Raw genomic sequence first — 16,486 nt, forward strand, 5'->3', positions numbered from 1 at the left:
TCAGGTATAATTTAAGTATTTTCACGCGAGGATAAGGGGTGGATTTATGAATATATAAAAACGCCTTATAAGCGATATAAGGCGTTTGATTAGTTTTGTTAGCTTCTATAGTTTCTTAGTTTTACAACCAGCGCTGTGGGTATTGTCTTGTTTGAAACAAGTTATTATAGATGATTGATATTATAATTAATAGGAAAGTACCCATTACAACCGTAATAAGGAATCCCCATCCTGCTTGGGAGTTAACAGCAACAAAAGCACTAGCAGCTGCGGGAGGGTGAAGCGTTTTGGTAAGGATCATTAAAATTAGTACGATAGCTAATACTAGGCCAATAGTGAATAGACTCTTACCTAATATACTCCAAGTGATAAGTGCTAAAGTGGTAGAAAATAAATGTCCTCCAAAAACGTGGCGAGGTTGAGACAGTTGACCTTTATGAGCACAAAATACAAGCAGACAACTTGCACCAAGAGGACCTAAGGCCATGGGATATCCTAAATTAACCGCTACTAAACCAATGATGATTATAGCAATGAGTCCACCTGTAGCTGAAATAAGGGAATCAATATAATCAATTCTGTCTTCTTTTGTAGCTTCTCCCTTCATTTTCTTTAAATATGCTGTTAAACCTATAATTAGTTGATTACTCCAGCTTTTCTCCAAACTTTTTTCAGGATTCATAACCTTTTTCCTCAGGCTTTCAAACTAAATTTGGCAAGGGTTTTGTCAGAGTGTTTGCCATAAAAGTTATTTTATACGAAAACTATGAATATTTAAAGATTAATATATTCGAATTTTCCGATTACGACCGTTTTTTATCCGCTTCTCATTCTACATACTCTAACAACATCAGTTAACATGACTGGATACACTTTACTATATAATTCCTATGGTATGAAACTTGTCGCCCATAAACATTTTAATTCAAAAGAAGATGTTCTACTAAATGGAACAGATGTTTTATCAGTAAAAAGATTGGTGGATAAAGAACTAGAGAGAAAAAAGGTTCTAGAAACGAATGTTGGAGAGGAAATATTTTATATAATAATGTTTATTGTCGTCGAACTAAAGCATTAATCTAGGAAATGGCTTTGATGAAGGCACACAAATTGATCCACATTTCTCTGTGGGCGAGGTAAGATGCGAAGGAAAAACACTAGCCTTGTGGTCTGTCTCCTAACAGGCCGCTGCATATTGTTTAGGTGTTTTGTAATCTAAAACACCTTGAATTCGTTGATGATTATAATAGACTATATACTCATGAATAATCCTCTTAGCTTCGTCTATAACCTTTACTATTTTTAGCTCTTTACGTTCTGCTTTTAGAAAGGAGAAAAAGCTTTCTATACATGCATTATCAAAGGCATTTGCTTTTCTTGACAGTAATATCAAGATTTCAACGAGTATGTAGAGGTCTTTTTAATTAAGTTTTTCCCGATTAAAATAACTAAAAATCTTTTGAAATTTAGGATTGTCTTGTCAGACAAAAAAGCTTTTGTACGGGGTACAAAAGCTCATTTATTATCATTTATTTTTGAACTTACATATAATCATAAATAGAATCTTCAAAATAGAGCCAGTGATAATATTCAATCTGTGGATCTGTCATCTTGGCAATTTCTTTCTCATTGAATTTTTGTTTTTCTAGTAATTGCTTTACTTTGGAATCTTTTTCTATTTGGCTCATCTTAAATCCTCCTTATATATGAGAAGTAGCGAAGTGGATACGTTGTGTAAGCGTTTTCTTGTTTTTATTATATATCTCAAAGTGAGATTAAACCAATATCAATTATAGATAATTTTTCAGGAATTAATATAAAAAGGTTGTTTATTACTACTTGAGTCTTGAAGCAGTTAAAAAGAGGAAAATTCGTTTTGCAAAAACCTGTGTTTGTTTAGAGTGTATCTGTGTCGGAATATTCAAAAAAAAGGGAGGCGAGGTATGTAATGAAGGATCCTGATAAGATTTACAACACAGCGGTGGAGGCAACTTTGGAAGTAATTGGAGGGAAATGGAAACCCGTAATTCTTTTTCATCTAACCTTTGGCAAGAAACGTAACAATGAATTGAAAAGCTTGATACCCGCAATTACTCAAAAAATGTTAACACAGCATCTTCGGGAGCTTGAAGAGGAAGGCGTGATCTTACGCATTTCTTACAACCAGGTTCCACCGAAGGTGGAGTATGAATTGACAGACTACGGCTGGAGTCTAAAGGAGATCCTGCATCTGATGTGTAGGTGGGGGGATTCGCATATAGAGAAAAAGTTCGGGGGAAGGGCTACCGTTCTAGCAAACCCACAGCTTGATGAAGTACATAATAAATAAGAAGCCGGCCTAATACAAGGTCGGCTTTTCGTTTATGGGATAACTTTGCGTTTGCGAAAGTCGTCGAAGATGTTCATAAACATCGCTTCGGTATCGATGTATTCGTGAAAACCTAAGCGACGGGCCTTAGTTCCGTCGGCGAAGAAATCGTAATCCCAAGAGAACACGAAATCACCGAATCGCCAGGAGGATACGTCTTTATAGGAATGCCGAGCAAGCCCATGATTCTCGACCATTTTGTTCCAAAGCTGCTCCTTGTCCGCCATGACAACGTCCAGTGACATCTGCAGCGGAGGAGCCGTCTCCAAGCCGAAGTAGTGAGCGATCTTCGGCCATAATTCATTCCAGCGGAACAGATCGCCGTTCGTGATGTTGAATGCCTGATTGGCACAACGCTCTTCAGTCGCCGCCCATACTGTTGCCTTCGCGAGAAGCCCGGCATCTGTCATCTCCAAGAGGCTGTCGTAAGCACCCGGCTTGCCCGGAAACCGAAGCGGAAGTCCAAGCTCCTTCGAAATTGAGGCGTAGATCGCAATAACCATGGCGAGGTTCATCGGATTTCCAAGTGAGAAGCCGCAGACTACAGAAGGGCGGAGCGCCGACCAAGTCCAAGCCTTACCTTTTTGCCTTTGTTCTAAGAAATCTTGCTGATCAACATTGAACTCGGGCGGCATATGGTTCGCGTCTGTCTCACGAGCAGGCGTTTTGAACGGGCCGAGATGTGCGCCGTATACCTTGTATCCCTGCATCAAACTGACATGTTTTAAGCCCAATGCGATGGGTTCGATCGCCTCTACGGTGTTCACTAGCATGGCAAGGTTAGGCGGAACAAGTTCGGCCCAAGTCGGACGGTCCTGATAGGCGGCATAGAAGATGTGTGTTACCTCAGTTAAACTCTTTAGCTTCTTGCGGGTGTCGTCTATATTGAGCAGATCCACAGCCACATACCGGACGCGACCGACAGACTCTCCGCCTCGACGCGATACGCCGATCACCTCCCAATCAGGGAGGGTAATGAGGTGATCAATGAGGTTGCGACCGATGACACCATTTGCACCTACGACCAAGGCGACTTTGCGTATTGTTTTAGATTCATTATTCATAGTGTGCAGCTCCTTCTGTACTGTGCTTCGTTCACTGTTATTTTGCATCAAGTAACCACACTTGAGAAGTACGCACTTTGAAGTGCCATAAGCACTTTTTTGTAATTCAGCAGTGCTCTTAAGCTAAATATTTGGTGTTAAAAACATAATGGGTGTTTTACAAAGGATTGGAAATAAAAAGGGTGAGGTTAAAATAGATCATGGGTTTAGTTGAAGGAATTAGACTATTTACTTGTAAAGAAAGAAAATAATTTTCTTTAAGTAAAGGTCCTCTCGCAGGGCCTTTTTTTGTACCCTTAGTTTGTCTTTAAGGTGTTTTGAAGTTTAAACAATTAATAAAAAACTATGTACGATTTCCTTACAATATTGTTCAAAATTCACTGAACAAGGAGTATATTCAGATTAACAAGTTAACAAATGTGTTTAAATTTTAAAAATATATAGACACTTATGTATAATCTGTTATAAGATTGGGTAAAGGCATTACATAATAAACAATAATGTTCATTCTATGAAGGAGGTTTGAAGGCAATGGAATTATTAATGAGAAATATGTTTCAATCGCTTGGGAAGAATACCTCAGCTAACAAACTAGCAAAAAAATACGGCTTGCGTTTTGGCGCAGGGCGATTTGTGGCGGGGGAATCCATCCAAACAGCGATTGATTCCGTGAAAAAGTTGAATCGTGATGGGAAAATGGTCACCTTAGACCACCTGGGGGAGTTTGTTTATACAGAAGAAGAAGCACAGGAATCAACGGCCATGTGCGTTCAAACCCTCGATGCTATTGCCGAAGCAGGGGTCAACTCCAATCTTTCTCTTAAAATGACATCGCTTGGCCTAGATATTAGCAGAGAGTTATGTATGAAGAATATGCGTAAGATTCTTAACCGGGCTAAACTCCATCAGAATTTTGTCAGAATCGATATGGAAGATTATGACCACTGTCAAGTATCGTTGGATATTTATAAAGAGCTTCGGAAGGAATATGACAATGTAGGACTCGTTATTCAAGCCTACCTTTTTAGAACAGAACAGGATATTGCCGACTTAAATCAACTGAATGCAAACCTGCGTCTCGTAAAAGGGGCATACAAAGAGTCTCCAACCGTTGCTTTTCCGGAGAAAAAAGATGTCGATGAAAATTTTAAAAAGATTATTAAGCAGCATCTATTAAACGGCAACTATACAGCGGTAGCCACTCATGATGAAGCGATGATTGAATATACAAAAACGATAGTCAGTGAACACCGAATAGCAAAAGAACAATTTGAGTTTCAAATGCTCTATGGAATTTGTGAGGATATTCAAGCAAAACTAGTAAAAGAAGGGTTTAATGTCCGTGTGTATGTGCCTTACGGGGTAGACTGGTTTGGTTATTTTATGAGACGGTTGGCTGAGAGACCCGCCAATGTATGGTTTGTTCTTAAAAATCTATTAAAATAGCAATTTTATATAAAAAGGAGTCGGAAAATTATGACAACTACAACACAACAAGCACCTTACAAAAATGAGCCTTTTACCAATTTTTCTCTGGAAGAAAATAAGCAATCGATGACTGCGGCTCTTGCAAAAGTGAAAACGGAGCTAGGCAGGAAGTACCCGCTCGTGATCGGCAATGAAAAGCTATTCACCGAGGAACAAACCATTTCTATTAATCCTGGAAATGTAGATGAAGTCATTGGGTCTGTTAGTAAAGGGAACAAGGAATTCGCTGAACAAGCGATGCAGGAAGCGTTGAAAACCTTTGAGACCTGGAAAAAGGTTGCTCCAGCTGAGCGTGCGGAATATCTATTCAAAGCAGCAGATTTAATGAGACAGCGCAAGCACGAGTTTTCTTCTTACCTTGTCTATGAATCAGGGAAAAACTGGGCTGAAGCTGACGCTGATACAGCAGAAGCCATCGATTTTATGGAATTCTATGCGAGAGAAATGATTCGCCTTAGTGAGACAAGCATACATCAGCCGCTTGTAAAAATTGAAGGGGAAGAAAATCAAATTTCTTATATTCCTCTTGGTGTAGGGATTATCATTTCTCCGTTTAACTTCCCACTAGCGATCATGGCTGGAACAACGGTCGCAGCGATTGTCTCAGGGAATACGGTTATTTTGAAACCAGCGGATGCTACTCCTGTGGTTGCAGCCAAATTTGTGGAATTAATGGAAGAGGTCGGTCTTCCTTCAGGCGTCCTCAACTATATGCCAGGGGATGGAATCGATGTGGGTGAGTATTTGGTCGAGCATCCAAGCACTCGGTTTATCTCTTTTACAGGCTCACGTGCGGTAGGATGCCGTATTTATGAAAGAGCATCAAAGGTTCAGCCAGGCCAATTGTGGTTAAAGCGTGTCATTGCTGAGATGGGCGGCAAGGACGGGGTTGTTGTCGATGAAACAGCCGACTTAGATGCAGCAGCAGCGGCGATTGTCGCTTCGGCTTTTGGCTTCCAAGGACAAAAATGTTCCGCGGGCTCGAGAGCGATTATTGTGGAATCGGTTTATGATGAAGTGGTTGAGAAAGTAACGGAGTTAACGAAAAATTTAACCGTGGGTCTTCCTGAAGAGAACTATGCGATTGGACCGGTAATCGACCAAAAATCAGTGGATAAAATCATCGGCTATATCGAAATTGGCAAAACAGAAGGCCGATTGCTTACAGGCGGCTCAAGAGCAGATGGGAACGGCTTCTACATTGAACCAACCGTGATTGCGGATGTTCAACCAAAAGCCCGGATCATGCAGGAGGAAATCTTTGGTCCTGTCCTTGCCCTAGCGAAAGCAGCTGACTGGCAGGAAGCGATTGAAATCTATAATGATACGGACTATGGATTGACGGGCGCTTATCATTCCCAGGATGAAGAACGCATTCAGTATGCCCTTGAAAACATGTTTTGCGGAAATCTTTATATTAATAAAAAGTGTACGGGTGCATTAGTGGGTGCCCATCCATTTGGCGGATTCAATATGTCAGGCACCGATTCAAAAGCTGGCGGATACGATTACCTGCTGTTGTTTACGCAAGCGAAACTGAAATCTAGAAAACTTTAATCACATCCTAATCGGGGAACCCCCTCTACAGGGGGGATTCCCCAAAAAACAACCGTGTTTAAACTTTAATTGTAAGCGCTTCATGTGATTTTTGGAGTCAAAAATAGAATGGGGGATGGGCTTTTGAATACACAGATTCTTATTTCTATCGGTATTTATATGGTGGGTATGCTGATCATTGGTTATTTTGCTTACAAGCGAACGTCTAATCTAGAAGATTATATGTTAGGCGGAAGAGGGCTGGGGCCTGCTGTCACAGCACTAAGTGCTGGGGCATCTGATATGAGCGGCTGGCTGCTCATGGGTCTTCCCGGGGCGATGTTTTCTCAAGGTATAAGTGCATCATGGATTGCTATTGGATTAACCATAGGGGCCTATTTAAACTGGCTTTATGTAGCACCACAGTTAAGAACTTATACAGAAAACGCCAACAATTCGATGACCATTCCTGCTTTCCTAGAGAACCGTTTTGGTGATCGTTCGTCTATGCTGCGCTTGACCTCTGGACTCATTATTATTGTCTTTTTTACTTTCTATGTATCGTCGGGAATGGTTTCAGGCGGGGTTCTTTTTGAAACCACCTTTAATCTGCATTACCAGGCAGGACTTTGGATTATCGCTGCTGTTGTGATTGCCTATACTTTATTTGGCGGATTTTTAGCGGTGAGCTGGACCGATTTTGTACAAGGTTTAATTATGGTATCTGCTCTTATTTTAGTCCCAGTTGTGACAATCATGGAAGTAGGCGGAATTGGTCCCGCATTTCATGAAATAAAGGGTATCGATCCCAAGTTATTTGATATTTTTAAAGGAACCACTGTGTTAGGAATTGTTTCCTTAATGGCATGGGGCTTAGGTTACTTTGGCCAGCCGCATATCATTGTCCGCTTTATGGCTATTTCGTCGGTTAAAGAAATTAAAAAAGCAAGGCAAATTGGTATGGGTTGGATGATATTTTCTGTTTGTGGTGCGATGTTTACTGGTTTCATCGGCTTGGCCTTTTACTCTAAACAGGGACTCACACTATCGGATCCTGAGACCGTCTTTATTGAACTAAGTAGAATTTTATTTCATCCATTGATTACTGGATTTTTACTGGCAGCCTTATTAGCGGCGGTGATGAGTACTATTTCTTCCCAGCTTCTTGTGACAGCAAGCTCGCTGACCGAAGATGTGTATAAGACGTTCTTCCGCCGGTCAGCAACAGATAAAGAACTACTGTTTATCAGCAGACTATCGGTGTTAGTCGTTGCCATTATTTCCGTTGTGATTGCCTTTGATAAAAATGGAACCATTTTATCGCTGGTCGGATACGCTTGGGCTGGCTTTGGAGCCGCTTTTGGTCCAGTCATTCTGATGAGCCTTTACTGGAAACGGATGAACAGATGGGGCGCTCTTGCCGGAATGATTGGCGGTGCCGTAACGGTCATCATTTGGGCCAGTATACCTGTATTGAAAAATAGCTTATACGAAATCATCCCAGGATTCTTGGTAGGCATGGCTGCCATCTGGATTGTCAGCTTGATGACTCCAGAACCAAGTGAGCAATTACAAAGAGAATTTGACCAGTATAAACACTCGGCTTAACCAGTTAGTCCCGGTGACCCTAAAAAACAGGTGGTTGAATTCTCTACATTAAAAAGATGGGGATAGGTTTATAGAATATGTTTGTGAAAAAGCTGATACTCGTATAAACTTACGGGTTCAGCTTTTTTCATTCATGTTTATTCCTATAGGGAGAATCCTATTACAGGAATATTCCTACTATATCGCACCTAAAAGGGCTGGTTTGCTAGAATAGCCGTTCAATTTATGTTACAGTGATAAAAAAGCAAGAAAGGATTTTAGTATGTTCAAAAGTGCACCATTTATACTGGATTACTCCTTTACAATTGTAAATAATCATATACCATTACTAGAAATAAAAAAGAAACTTAACGAGTACCATTTTGTTATTGTGTCAGGTGGAACATACTTTATCATTACTAATTATGAAAACAGCCTGATGGCCTTAGGCGACGATTCCATACCGATTATTGATTGGCTCGAACAGCTCAATTGGCTGAAATCAACCGTCATTTCTGATGTCAATGGAGTCGATTCCGCTGTTGATTGGCGCAGACCAGTTCTTGTTAAAAACGAAAAAGGAATTATCGGTGTTCTTCCAGTTGAAAAGCGTATGGAAATGCTAGAAGATGAAAACCGCCAAATTTCTGCTTATTTTCAGACATTAGCAGAGACGATTAATGACTCGGTTACAGCGGTCGATCAAGCTGGAAATGTTGTCTATTGGAATACAACAGCGGAAGAAACCTACAAGATTAAAAAAGAGTACATCCTCGGAAAAAAAATAGGGGAACACTTTCGTGATGAATCGATAATCCTTCACCGGATTTTAAATGAAGGACGCCCGGTAAGAGGACAATATCATCGGCCTGATAAGGATACACATGTTCTAATTAACGCTTCACCCATCATGATCGAAAATAAGATTATTGGCGGCGTCGCGACCGAACATAATATCACGAATATAATCCGGCTTAACGAAGAATTGGATTCAAACTCAACCTTGCTTGTTCAAAAGTCCAATCCTTTTTCAACTCTGGTGAGCGGGAGTCCTAAATTTCAGGAAGTCTTAAAGATTGCGCAAAAGGTCGCCCATGCGGATATTCCCATCCATTTAACAGGAGAGCCTGGGTCTGGAAAGGAAATGCTGGCACAAGCGATTCATTATGGAGGCACAAAAGCTGAAGGTCCTTTTATCACCTTAAACTGTTCGGTCATCCCTCCTGCACTGTTGGAAATGGAACTTTTCGGATTTCAAAAGGAAACCTTTACCGCGGAACAGCAAACTTTACAAATTGGCAGGATCGAGCAAGCTTTAGAAGGTACGTTATTCATAGAAGATATTGATAAAATGCCGCTTTCGGTCCAAGGGAAACTATTAAATTATATGGTCGATCATAGTTTTTACCGGGTGGGTGGGGTAGAGAAAATTACCTCACCAACACGAATTATTTCTTCCACTTCAGAATCGATTGAGGTTCTCGTGAAACAAGGAAATTTTAACGAGCAGCTTTATTTTCATTTATCCGTTATTACCATCGATATCCCGCCATTAAGAACCAGAAAAGAGGATATCGTTGCCCATGCCCAGAATTATATTCAAGAATTCAGTTCTAAGTATAAAAAGCCTGTCCCGGAGATCTCTTCTGAAACGATGAACCAGTTAGTGAACTATGATTGGCCAGGAAACATCCGTGAGCTTAGAAATACGATTGAACGGTTGGTTCTCCTTAATGATAAATCAGTTATTACAGATGAACATTTGCCTGAAAATATTAAGACTAAGTTGATTGCGAAACAAACTAACAGCCCAATAGTGGAAAGCGATCAACAGGAAGATGTTGTAATAAATTCTGAAGTGTTAGAGATTGAGGAAGCATTACGAAAAACGTATGGAAATAAAAGTGCAGCGGCCAACCTTTTAGGGATTTCAAGAGGGACATTATATAACAAAATAAAAGAATTTGGATTAAATTAAACGGAAAACACACCAACTTTGGTGTGTTTTTTTTTGAATCTTTACTATTCCTTTATTTGAAATTTGAGATAATTAATCGAGTATTAAGAGCACTTCCATTTAAGGTAATAAAAGCATTATTAATTATTTATTCAGTTGGGTTAATAACGGGGCAGAATAGCTGATATTGAAAGTGTTCGATATATTGATATGTATACAAAAAGATTAATGAATATGGAAATGGGTACTGAACTGTTGAATGTTTTCGAGTGAGAATATAATATGCGATCCTCAACATCGCATGTGCAACAACGATAGCTGCTTTTTTCTTTCCTTTTCGTCCAGCAGTACGTTTATAGAGTGTGCCTAGATAGTTTTTCGATAATATATTAAATCTGGATGACTTTATTCCGTTCATTTTATTAAACCATAGGGGTCAAGAGTTAAGCTGTCATTGAGACGGCTTTTTCTTTTTGTCTTTGATTAGCATCTTCACTTGAATTTTTTAGAACTTAAGGTTTTCTTAAGGTTCGCCCAATAAAATGAGAAACAGTTAATGTTCATAGTTGAATGTGGAGGATAAGAAAATGAAAAAAAATTATACAAAAATTGTGCTCGATTTGCTGATGGCCATCATTTTTGTGTTGTTAATGAATCCAAGAGTATTAGACGGTTTACCGTTTCATGAAATTGCTGGTCTAATCATAGGAGTAGCTATTCTCGTCCACATCGGATTGAACTATCGCTGGGTAGTAAATACAACCAAAAAGATTGTTGACCCCAAACTTCCGAAAAAAACACGATTTAGTTATCTTTTAAATATCTTGCTATTAATTTCGATGACTACGGTCATTATAACTGGTTTCTTAATTTCGAGGGTTGTTCTTCCAAGTCTCGCCATTCAAGGGGGGCACTCGATTCGTGGTATCCATGGTTTATCGGCTGATGCTACGCTTGCGTTAGTTGGTCTTCATATTGCGGTACATTGGCAATGGGTTATGAATATCTGTAAAAGAGCGTTTAAATCAAAGGAAGGAAAACTTATGAAGGGTGTCATCGCATCCGTTGTTCTGTCCCTTGCCATTTTGGCAGGTGGAATCCAATGGTTTTCTTCCACAGCATCTCCAATCATAGGTGATTTCAAGCAAGAACAGAGTAGCCAGTCAATTAATAATGGAAGCACAAGCATTACGACTGATACCAATCAAGTACCGCCTAGCGAAGATTTTCGTGGAGGAAAATTTGAAGGTAAAGATGGAAAAAATGGACATGGTGGAAGCAGCAACCCATTTCTCGTCGTTCTTAACTATTTTGCAATTTGGGCAGCCATCATCATTCCCGTTTATTATTTGGAAAAGCGAATCTTAGGGAACAAACGAAAATCAAGAGGTGTCCAACCTAAAGTATCATAATAAGGGATAATATATCATAAAAGGGGCGATGCTTTTTGAAGGCATCGCCTTTTCCTTATTTTCAATATGAGCAGTGTTAACTAATGATTAAATGCTAAAGTATTCCTATTTTCAAATCTGAACAGTATAATCAGGGATGGGAGTTGAGAGAGATGAATAAAAACGATATCGGTAATATTCGGAAGCAATTCAAATTAGATAATGATCTCATGACCATTCGGGAAATTTACAATGTCTATGTAAAGAAAGAATCAGGTGAGATTTATCATGAAGTTTATCAACCGTTTCAAATGTTAGAACAGGAAGCACAAGAATTGTTTTTAGTAAATTTTAAAAAGGTATTGACTGGACAACTAGATGCCAAACTGTTTGAACTGAAATTCCAACGTGATATCGAAGACAGCACACAAACCATCCTCTTCGATGCTTTACAAGCAGATTTAAGCGAAGATTGGGCTGAGAATATGTTGCAAATCGTCGAAAAAATGTTTGCTCATACGGTTTATGAATTTGATACAATGGTGACGTTTATCCGGGGTGAATATCGAAAACCGACTCGGAAACGAGATACGGAATCCGAAAAAGGCGGTAATGACGAAGTCTATTCTAATGAGTTTATCCTTTGCAGTCTCAATAAAATTGATCAGCCGAAAAAAGCTTTGCTGTTTGATTATATCGAGAAGGAATTTAAACCGAACACCGTCTTTGATCCTATTATTAATTTAGCCTCTCCATTGTCAGGATTTTTGTTCCCGGCTTTTAATGACAATGCTGCCGATGTGAACCATATTCTTTATTGTGCTGGTAAAGTGAATCAACCGGATTTTACATTTATTGAAAATGTTCTCCATTGTGAAGAAATCATCACGGCCGAGGAAGATAAGAGCATCTTCGATCTAATCTTAAAAAAAGTAATCGGAGATGAAGTGGATACCAAGATTATTTCCAATGTCTATGAGGAAATTGATAAAATCGTGCATGAGAATGAAGAGAACGAAAAAAGTGAACCCCCCATGTTGGATTATCGGGACATCGGACGCATCCTAGAGGTGAGCGGAGTCGAAAATGTCGATACCGCCAAAGTGGAACATGCCTTAAAGGATGTCATAGCAGACGAAACCCATGAATTCAAAGCAAGCAATTTAGTTCCTAAAACGATAAAAATCAATACCAATGTGGCAAATTTAGTCATCGACCCGAAAGACCTAAAAAACATAAAATATATTATGTATCAAGGTAAACGATGCTTATTATTAGAGATTGATGAAGATGTAGTGGTGGAAGGATTCCGATTAGAATCGGAAATACTCTAGAGCTTTAAGGGACATATTCCTTCTGCGGGCGAACTCCTTCTTGTTCAACACTGAAACCTGTTGTAAAACCTTTAAACCTAAACGAAGCTGAACATAGCTAAAAATAAGGACGGGTCTTGCGCTTCCTTGGAGGAAGAACAAGATCCGTTCTTTCTTTATCATTGGGTATCTTTCTCGATCAAATTTTTTTTGGATTTACTTTTTCAAAACACGTTTTATTAAAAAAGAAATACAATATAATAAATGAAACGAAAAATAGTCGGGATCAAATGATGAAAAAAATTGCTTATTTGTTGGCCCTCTTAGTCGCTACTATGTGTTTAGCCGCTTGTAATCAGCAACAAGAAGTGGTGAAAGAAAAACCACCTGTAGCAAAACCAATCGAAGAACATCCCTCTAAACCCGATGAGCCAGTGCCCGTTGAACCTGAGGAAAAAGTATATCAAAATGAAGTATTTAAAGATGTCGTCGTCAAGGAAACCGCAGATACCATCATTGTAACCGGGAAAGCCCAAGTCTTTGAAGGGGTGTTTCAATATGCTCTTTATGATGGAGACAAAGTGGTGAAAGAAAGTAATTACCAAACAGCAGGTGTACCTGCTTGGGGAGATTTTGAAATTATGTTTGATAAAGCGTCAGTTACAACCAATCCTTTTACATTGGAATTATTTGTTTACTCAGCAAAGGATGGTTCAAAAATAAATACATTAGAAATCCCCATACCAAATTAAACGTATTAGCTGCCATCATGGCGGCTTTTCTTATTTGAAAAATTTGTTTTTGGAAAAGAAGGAATGATAACGCACTGTTAAGAATAGGAATAGGTGACGATGAATAGAGGTGAACTGGATGTTAACAAAAGAACAATTGTTAGAGATAAAAACACTTCAGAAGGTTTGCGAGGATGAGGGAGGCTTTCATCTGAAGTTGAATTTTGATATGCTTGAAAATCGCTTAGGGAATAAAAAGGAAGACTTCTTCCATTATGAAGATGGCAGGCTGGTCGGTTTTCTTGGATGCTATGGGTTTGGAAATAAAGTGGAGCTTTGTGGAATAGTGCACCCGGATTACCGTAGAAAAGGGATATTTTCTAAGTTACTGGAAATGGGACTTGAAGAGGTCCAAAACCGATATTCTACTATTTTGTTAAATGCTCCTACTGAATCCCAATCAGCCAAGCAGTTTTTAAAGAATATTCCATGTACCTTTGAGGTTGCTGAATATCAAATGAAATGGCAGGAAACCGAATTGATCGAAGATTCTACTGTTACCTTAAGGGAGTCTGTTTCAAAAGAAGATATGGAAGCAGAAATACAACTCGAGGTCTTGGGATTTGGATTTGAAGAAAATGAAGCACGGGAGTTTAATCAACTGATTAGGGAAAACAGCAGTGATCACCATCTTATCATCGAATCCAATGGAGGAGTAGCTGGGAAAATGCGTGTATCCGAATCGAATGGAGAAGCGTGGATTTATGGTTTTGCCGTTTTTCCCGAACTTCAGGGAAAAGGGATTGGGAGAAAAGCATTATCTAAAGTGGTACGAATGGAGCATCAAAAAGGGCTGCCAATTTTTCTAGAGGTAGAGGCCAAAAATGCCCATGCCTTAAGACTGTATGAATCATGTGGATTTAGAAGTTACCATTCTCAGGATTACTATCTATATGAAAAGTAATTTCAAGTAAGACATATTGGAATTATAAGAAAGATGCCATGAAAAGCATCTTTTTTTATGGAGTTAATTATCAAAGATAGGAGTCAATAGATTGTTGTTTTTCAAGTTCGCTCATTAAAACACTGAATTCTCCCATTTAAGCAAATAATTCGCTCATTTAAGCCCAAAATTCGCTCATAAAACTCACAAATTCGCCGATTGAAGGGAAAAGTCGATAAATAAATCATAAATATCAAAAAATTAGAAAGTAAATTTTACACAAAATATGATTCTCCTTAAGTTTTTACAACATTATTTACCAAAACATGCGATTTAAAAGAAGGAAACAACCATTTTTAATAGAATGAAACTACTATAATTAAGAAGGGGATGATCTCATTGTATAGAAGAACTTTACTGGTATCTCCATTACCAGGATTTAATGAAGAAATTGGCCGATGGCTATGGTGTTTAGAGGATGTTCGACGTACTCTTTTAACAGAATTAACTGGTATCAGCCAATCGATACTCGATACCAAAATGGATGAAAGACAAACGATTGGCTCGTTATTGTATCACATTGCCTTAATCGAGGCAGATTGGTTATATGAAGAGGTACTTGTTACCGAATGGGATTCCGAAATACTCTCGATGTTCCCGTTAGAACACAGGTCCGAAGATGGCTCTTTAGCCCACATGGAGGGACAAAGTTTAGAAGAACATTTTCACCGACTTCATAAGGTTCGTGAAGTATTTCTTTCCCACTTTCGTTCAATGGACGTAACAGAGTGGCGTAAACCCAGGGTACTTGAACAATATGACGTCACACCTGAGTGGGTTGTGTATCATTTGATTGAACATGAATCACATCATAGAGGTCAGATTTTCCAGTTGCTCAAAAAATTACGGAATAATTAATAATTGGTTTTACTTTCTCCATGAATTTTTAATATTGAGAAATCCTCCTTAGTCCAGCTTTATATGCCATTATTGAATGAGTAGGGATTCTTTTGTTACAATAAATTTACTAAGAATTTTATTGGGTTTCATTCATTTTTGCCTAATTCTATATGTAAGAAATATTAAAGGAAGGAAGTGGAGAGAATGAAACGACAAAGAACCTTTTTTATTTTTAAAGATTTGATATTTGAAGTCAAAAAGCCCGAAATTACACTAAAACAAATCAGAGTTTCAGAGATTAAAATTGAAAATGAGGAATATAAGGCACTTCGAAAAAAATTCGATGAAGATATTTTTACTATAGAAAAAAAACCTGAAGGGTGGTTTATTACGGAGAAAGAGTAAGCCCTTCTCATTGAGAAGATTTTTTCATGTAAGGATATCGTATAGGTTTTTGAACAGTATTGTAAAGGATCAAGGAGATTCGTACATAATGGTTGATGATATAATTAAAAAGAGCTATAAGTACTTTAGCTGAACATAATTTAATGGATAAGAAAAGGAGCAAGAAGAGGTGACAATAGCAGTTATATATGGGAGAACCCGTCCATATGGCAATACAGAAACACTGACAGAACACGTTATTCAAGGACTCGCTTCATGTTGTCTATTGGAAATAAAAGTGCAGCGGCTAACCTTTTAGGGATTTCAAGAGGGACATTATATAACAAAATAAAAGAATTTGGATTAAATTAAACGGAAAATACACCCAAAAATTATATTTAGGTTATATAAGTAACCACTTGAAAGAGCCTATTCAAACTGGGGATATTCCCAGGTAAAATTGAAAAAAAGACGACTCCACATTCAAAAATCTGAATGAGAGTCGTCTTTTTTTATGAGGCTGGCTAATTCCTAAGAAAAAACGCAGTTTTTCAGCGGCCTCCATTTTGGCTGGAGGGCTTTTTTATGCTTAAAAAATGCTTTTGTCCACGCATCACAGCACTATAAAACTTTTGAAATTAGAAACGGTTTGCTCTTTAAGGGTATTAGTCATCGATCATGAGGCAGATTGGACGATGTAAAAAAACGTCTCTCTCACATTTCAAACAAAAGGGAAGGGTGGATTGTTCACAATTTGTATAATTTAAGAGGTTTTAGGTAATTATACCATTGCTCTTATTAAAATAAGATTGTCTTCAGGAGGG

The 16,486-nt window shown here is 38.6% G+C and carries 16 protein-coding genes and 2 pseudogenes; 13 read left to right on the forward strand and 5 right to left on the reverse strand.

What is annotated here, in order from left to right:
* Positions 1–121: 121 nt before the first annotated feature.
* Positions 122–682, reverse strand: coding sequence for an HPP family protein (locus J7E67_RS04065; protein WP_214711546.1), 561 nt, complete (start codon positions 680–682; stop codon positions 122–124).
* A 180-nt stretch (positions 683–862) separates the two neighbouring features.
* On the opposite strand from J7E67_RS04065, the pseudogene J7E67_RS04070 reads away from it, so the two are divergent.
* Positions 863–1,078, forward strand: a pseudogene (locus J7E67_RS04070) (fructose-bisphosphatase class III); the annotation flags it as partial.
* Positions 1,079–1,177: 99 nt separating this feature from the next.
* Here J7E67_RS04070 and J7E67_RS32235 read toward each other — a convergent pair.
* On the reverse strand, positions 1,178–1,393 hold the full coding sequence (locus J7E67_RS32235; RefSeq protein WP_214711544.1) for an IS3 family transposase: 216 nt from the start codon (positions 1,391–1,393) through the stop codon (positions 1,178–1,180).
* A gap of 148 nt (positions 1,394–1,541) precedes the next feature.
* Complete coding sequence (locus J7E67_RS04080; RefSeq protein WP_214711542.1) at positions 1,542–1,688, reverse strand: BH0509 family protein; 147 nt, start codon at positions 1,686–1,688, stop codon at positions 1,542–1,544.
* 260 nt (positions 1,689–1,948) lie between these two features.
* Between J7E67_RS04080 and J7E67_RS04085 the strand changes: the two genes are divergently transcribed.
* Positions 1,949–2,329, forward strand: a complete 381-nt coding sequence (locus J7E67_RS04085) for a winged helix-turn-helix transcriptional regulator (RefSeq protein WP_214711540.1) — start codon at positions 1,949–1,951, stop codon at positions 2,327–2,329.
* 32 nt (positions 2,330–2,361) lie between these two features.
* On the opposite strand, the gene J7E67_RS04090 is transcribed toward J7E67_RS04085, so the two are convergent.
* Positions 2,362–3,432 (reverse strand): SDR family oxidoreductase, encoded by a 1,071-nt coding sequence (locus J7E67_RS04090; RefSeq protein WP_214711538.1) that lies wholly within the window; start codon positions 3,430–3,432, stop codon positions 2,362–2,364.
* A gap of 531 nt (positions 3,433–3,963) precedes the next feature.
* Here J7E67_RS04090 and J7E67_RS04095 point away from each other — a divergent pair.
* From J7E67_RS04095 to J7E67_RS04110, 4 genes are all read left to right on the forward strand, one after another.
* On the forward strand, positions 3,964–4,878 hold the full coding sequence (locus J7E67_RS04095; protein WP_214711536.1) for a proline dehydrogenase family protein: 915 nt from the start codon (positions 3,964–3,966) through the stop codon (positions 4,876–4,878).
* A 30-nt stretch (positions 4,879–4,908) separates the two neighbouring features.
* Positions 4,909–6,477, forward strand: coding sequence for an L-glutamate gamma-semialdehyde dehydrogenase (pruA, locus tag J7E67_RS04100; RefSeq protein WP_214711534.1), 1,569 nt, complete (start codon positions 4,909–4,911; stop codon positions 6,475–6,477).
* A 108-nt stretch (positions 6,478–6,585) separates the two neighbouring features.
* The gene (putP, locus tag J7E67_RS04105; RefSeq protein ID WP_285291915.1) at positions 6,586–8,064 is read left to right on the forward strand and encodes a sodium/proline symporter PutP; all 1,479 of its coding nucleotides are present in this window, start codon (positions 6,586–6,588) and stop codon (positions 8,062–8,064) included.
* Positions 8,065–8,326: 262 nt separating this feature from the next.
* Positions 8,327–10,021, forward strand: coding sequence for a sigma-54 interaction domain-containing protein (locus J7E67_RS04110; RefSeq protein ID WP_214711530.1), 1,695 nt, complete (start codon positions 8,327–8,329; stop codon positions 10,019–10,021).
* A 127-nt stretch (positions 10,022–10,148) separates the two neighbouring features.
* Here J7E67_RS04110 and J7E67_RS04115 read toward each other — a convergent pair whose 3' ends face one another.
* A complete protein-coding gene (locus J7E67_RS04115; RefSeq protein WP_214711528.1) occupies positions 10,149–10,418 on the reverse strand; it encodes a hypothetical protein in 270 nt (89 codons plus the stop codon).
* 169 nt (positions 10,419–10,587) lie between these two features.
* Here J7E67_RS04115 and J7E67_RS04120 point away from each other — a divergent pair, with 169 nt between their 5' ends.
* The 7 genes and pseudogenes from J7E67_RS04120 to J7E67_RS04150 all read left to right on the forward strand — a co-directional run.
* On the forward strand, positions 10,588–11,412 hold the full coding sequence (locus J7E67_RS04120; protein ID WP_214711526.1) for a DUF4405 domain-containing protein: 825 nt from the start codon (positions 10,588–10,590) through the stop codon (positions 11,410–11,412).
* Positions 11,413–11,564: 152 nt separating this feature from the next.
* On the forward strand, positions 11,565–12,725 hold the full coding sequence (locus tag J7E67_RS04125) for a DUF4317 domain-containing protein (RefSeq protein ID WP_214731052.1): 1,161 nt from the start codon (positions 11,565–11,567) through the stop codon (positions 12,723–12,725).
* A gap of 269 nt (positions 12,726–12,994) precedes the next feature.
* Positions 12,995–13,456, forward strand: coding sequence for a Gmad2 immunoglobulin-like domain-containing protein (locus J7E67_RS04130; RefSeq protein ID WP_214731053.1), 462 nt, complete (start codon positions 12,995–12,997; stop codon positions 13,454–13,456).
* 118 nt (positions 13,457–13,574) lie between these two features.
* Positions 13,575–14,399, forward strand: a complete 825-nt coding sequence (locus tag J7E67_RS04135) for a GNAT family N-acetyltransferase (protein WP_214711520.1) — start codon at positions 13,575–13,577, stop codon at positions 14,397–14,399.
* 369 nt (positions 14,400–14,768) lie between these two features.
* Entirely contained in the window at positions 14,769–15,296 is a 528-nt protein-coding gene (locus J7E67_RS04140) for a DinB family protein (RefSeq protein ID WP_374197137.1), read from the forward strand.
* A 186-nt stretch (positions 15,297–15,482) separates the two neighbouring features.
* Positions 15,483–15,683, forward strand: a complete 201-nt coding sequence (locus J7E67_RS04145) for a hypothetical protein (RefSeq protein ID WP_214711516.1) — start codon at positions 15,483–15,485, stop codon at positions 15,681–15,683.
* Positions 15,684–15,950: 267 nt separating this feature from the next.
* A pseudogene (locus J7E67_RS04150) lies at positions 15,951–16,034 on the forward strand (helix-turn-helix domain-containing protein); the annotation flags it as partial.
* Positions 16,035–16,486 lie beyond the last annotated feature (452 nt).

The sequence above is a fragment of the Bacillus sp. ISL-46 genome (genome assembly GCF_018613205.1).

Bases quoted from the DNA above. Each gene is read 5' to 3' on its own strand.
- J7E67_RS04065 (WP_214711546.1), bottom strand. From the start codon at position 682: ATGAATCCTGAAAAAAGTTTGGAGAAAAGCTGGAGTAATCAACTAATT.
- J7E67_RS04080 (WP_214711542.1), bottom strand. From the start codon at position 1,688: ATGAGCCAAATAGAAAAAGATTCCAAAGTAAAGCAATTACTAGAAAAA.
- J7E67_RS04085 (WP_214711540.1), top strand. From the start codon at position 1,949: ATGAAGGATCCTGATAAGATTTACAACACAGCGGTGGAGGCAACTTTG.
- J7E67_RS04090 (WP_214711538.1), bottom strand. From the start codon at position 3,432: ATGAATAATGAATCTAAAACAATACGCAAAGTCGCCTTGGTCGTAGGT.
- J7E67_RS04095 (WP_214711536.1), top strand. From the start codon at position 3,964: ATGGAATTATTAATGAGAAATATGTTTCAATCGCTTGGGAAGAATACC.
- pruA (WP_214711534.1), top strand. From the start codon at position 4,909: ATGACAACTACAACACAACAAGCACCTTACAAAAATGAGCCTTTTACC.
- putP (WP_285291915.1), top strand. From the start codon at position 6,586: ATGGGGGATGGGCTTTTGAATACACAGATTCTTATTTCTATCGGTATT.
- J7E67_RS04110 (WP_214711530.1), top strand. From the start codon at position 8,327: ATGTTCAAAAGTGCACCATTTATACTGGATTACTCCTTTACAATTGTA.
- J7E67_RS04115 (WP_214711528.1), bottom strand. From the start codon at position 10,418: ATGAACGGAATAAAGTCATCCAGATTTAATATATTATCGAAAAACTAT.
- J7E67_RS04120 (WP_214711526.1), top strand. From the start codon at position 10,588: ATGAAAAAAAATTATACAAAAATTGTGCTCGATTTGCTGATGGCCATC.
- J7E67_RS04125 (WP_214731052.1), top strand. From the start codon at position 11,565: ATGAATAAAAACGATATCGGTAATATTCGGAAGCAATTCAAATTAGAT.
- J7E67_RS04130 (WP_214731053.1), top strand. From the start codon at position 12,995: ATGATGAAAAAAATTGCTTATTTGTTGGCCCTCTTAGTCGCTACTATG.
- J7E67_RS04135 (WP_214711520.1), top strand. From the start codon at position 13,575: ATGTTAACAAAAGAACAATTGTTAGAGATAAAAACACTTCAGAAGGTT.
- J7E67_RS04140 (WP_374197137.1), top strand. From the start codon at position 14,769: ATGATCTCATTGTATAGAAGAACTTTACTGGTATCTCCATTACCAGGA.
- J7E67_RS04145 (WP_214711516.1), top strand. From the start codon at position 15,483: ATGAAACGACAAAGAACCTTTTTTATTTTTAAAGATTTGATATTTGAA.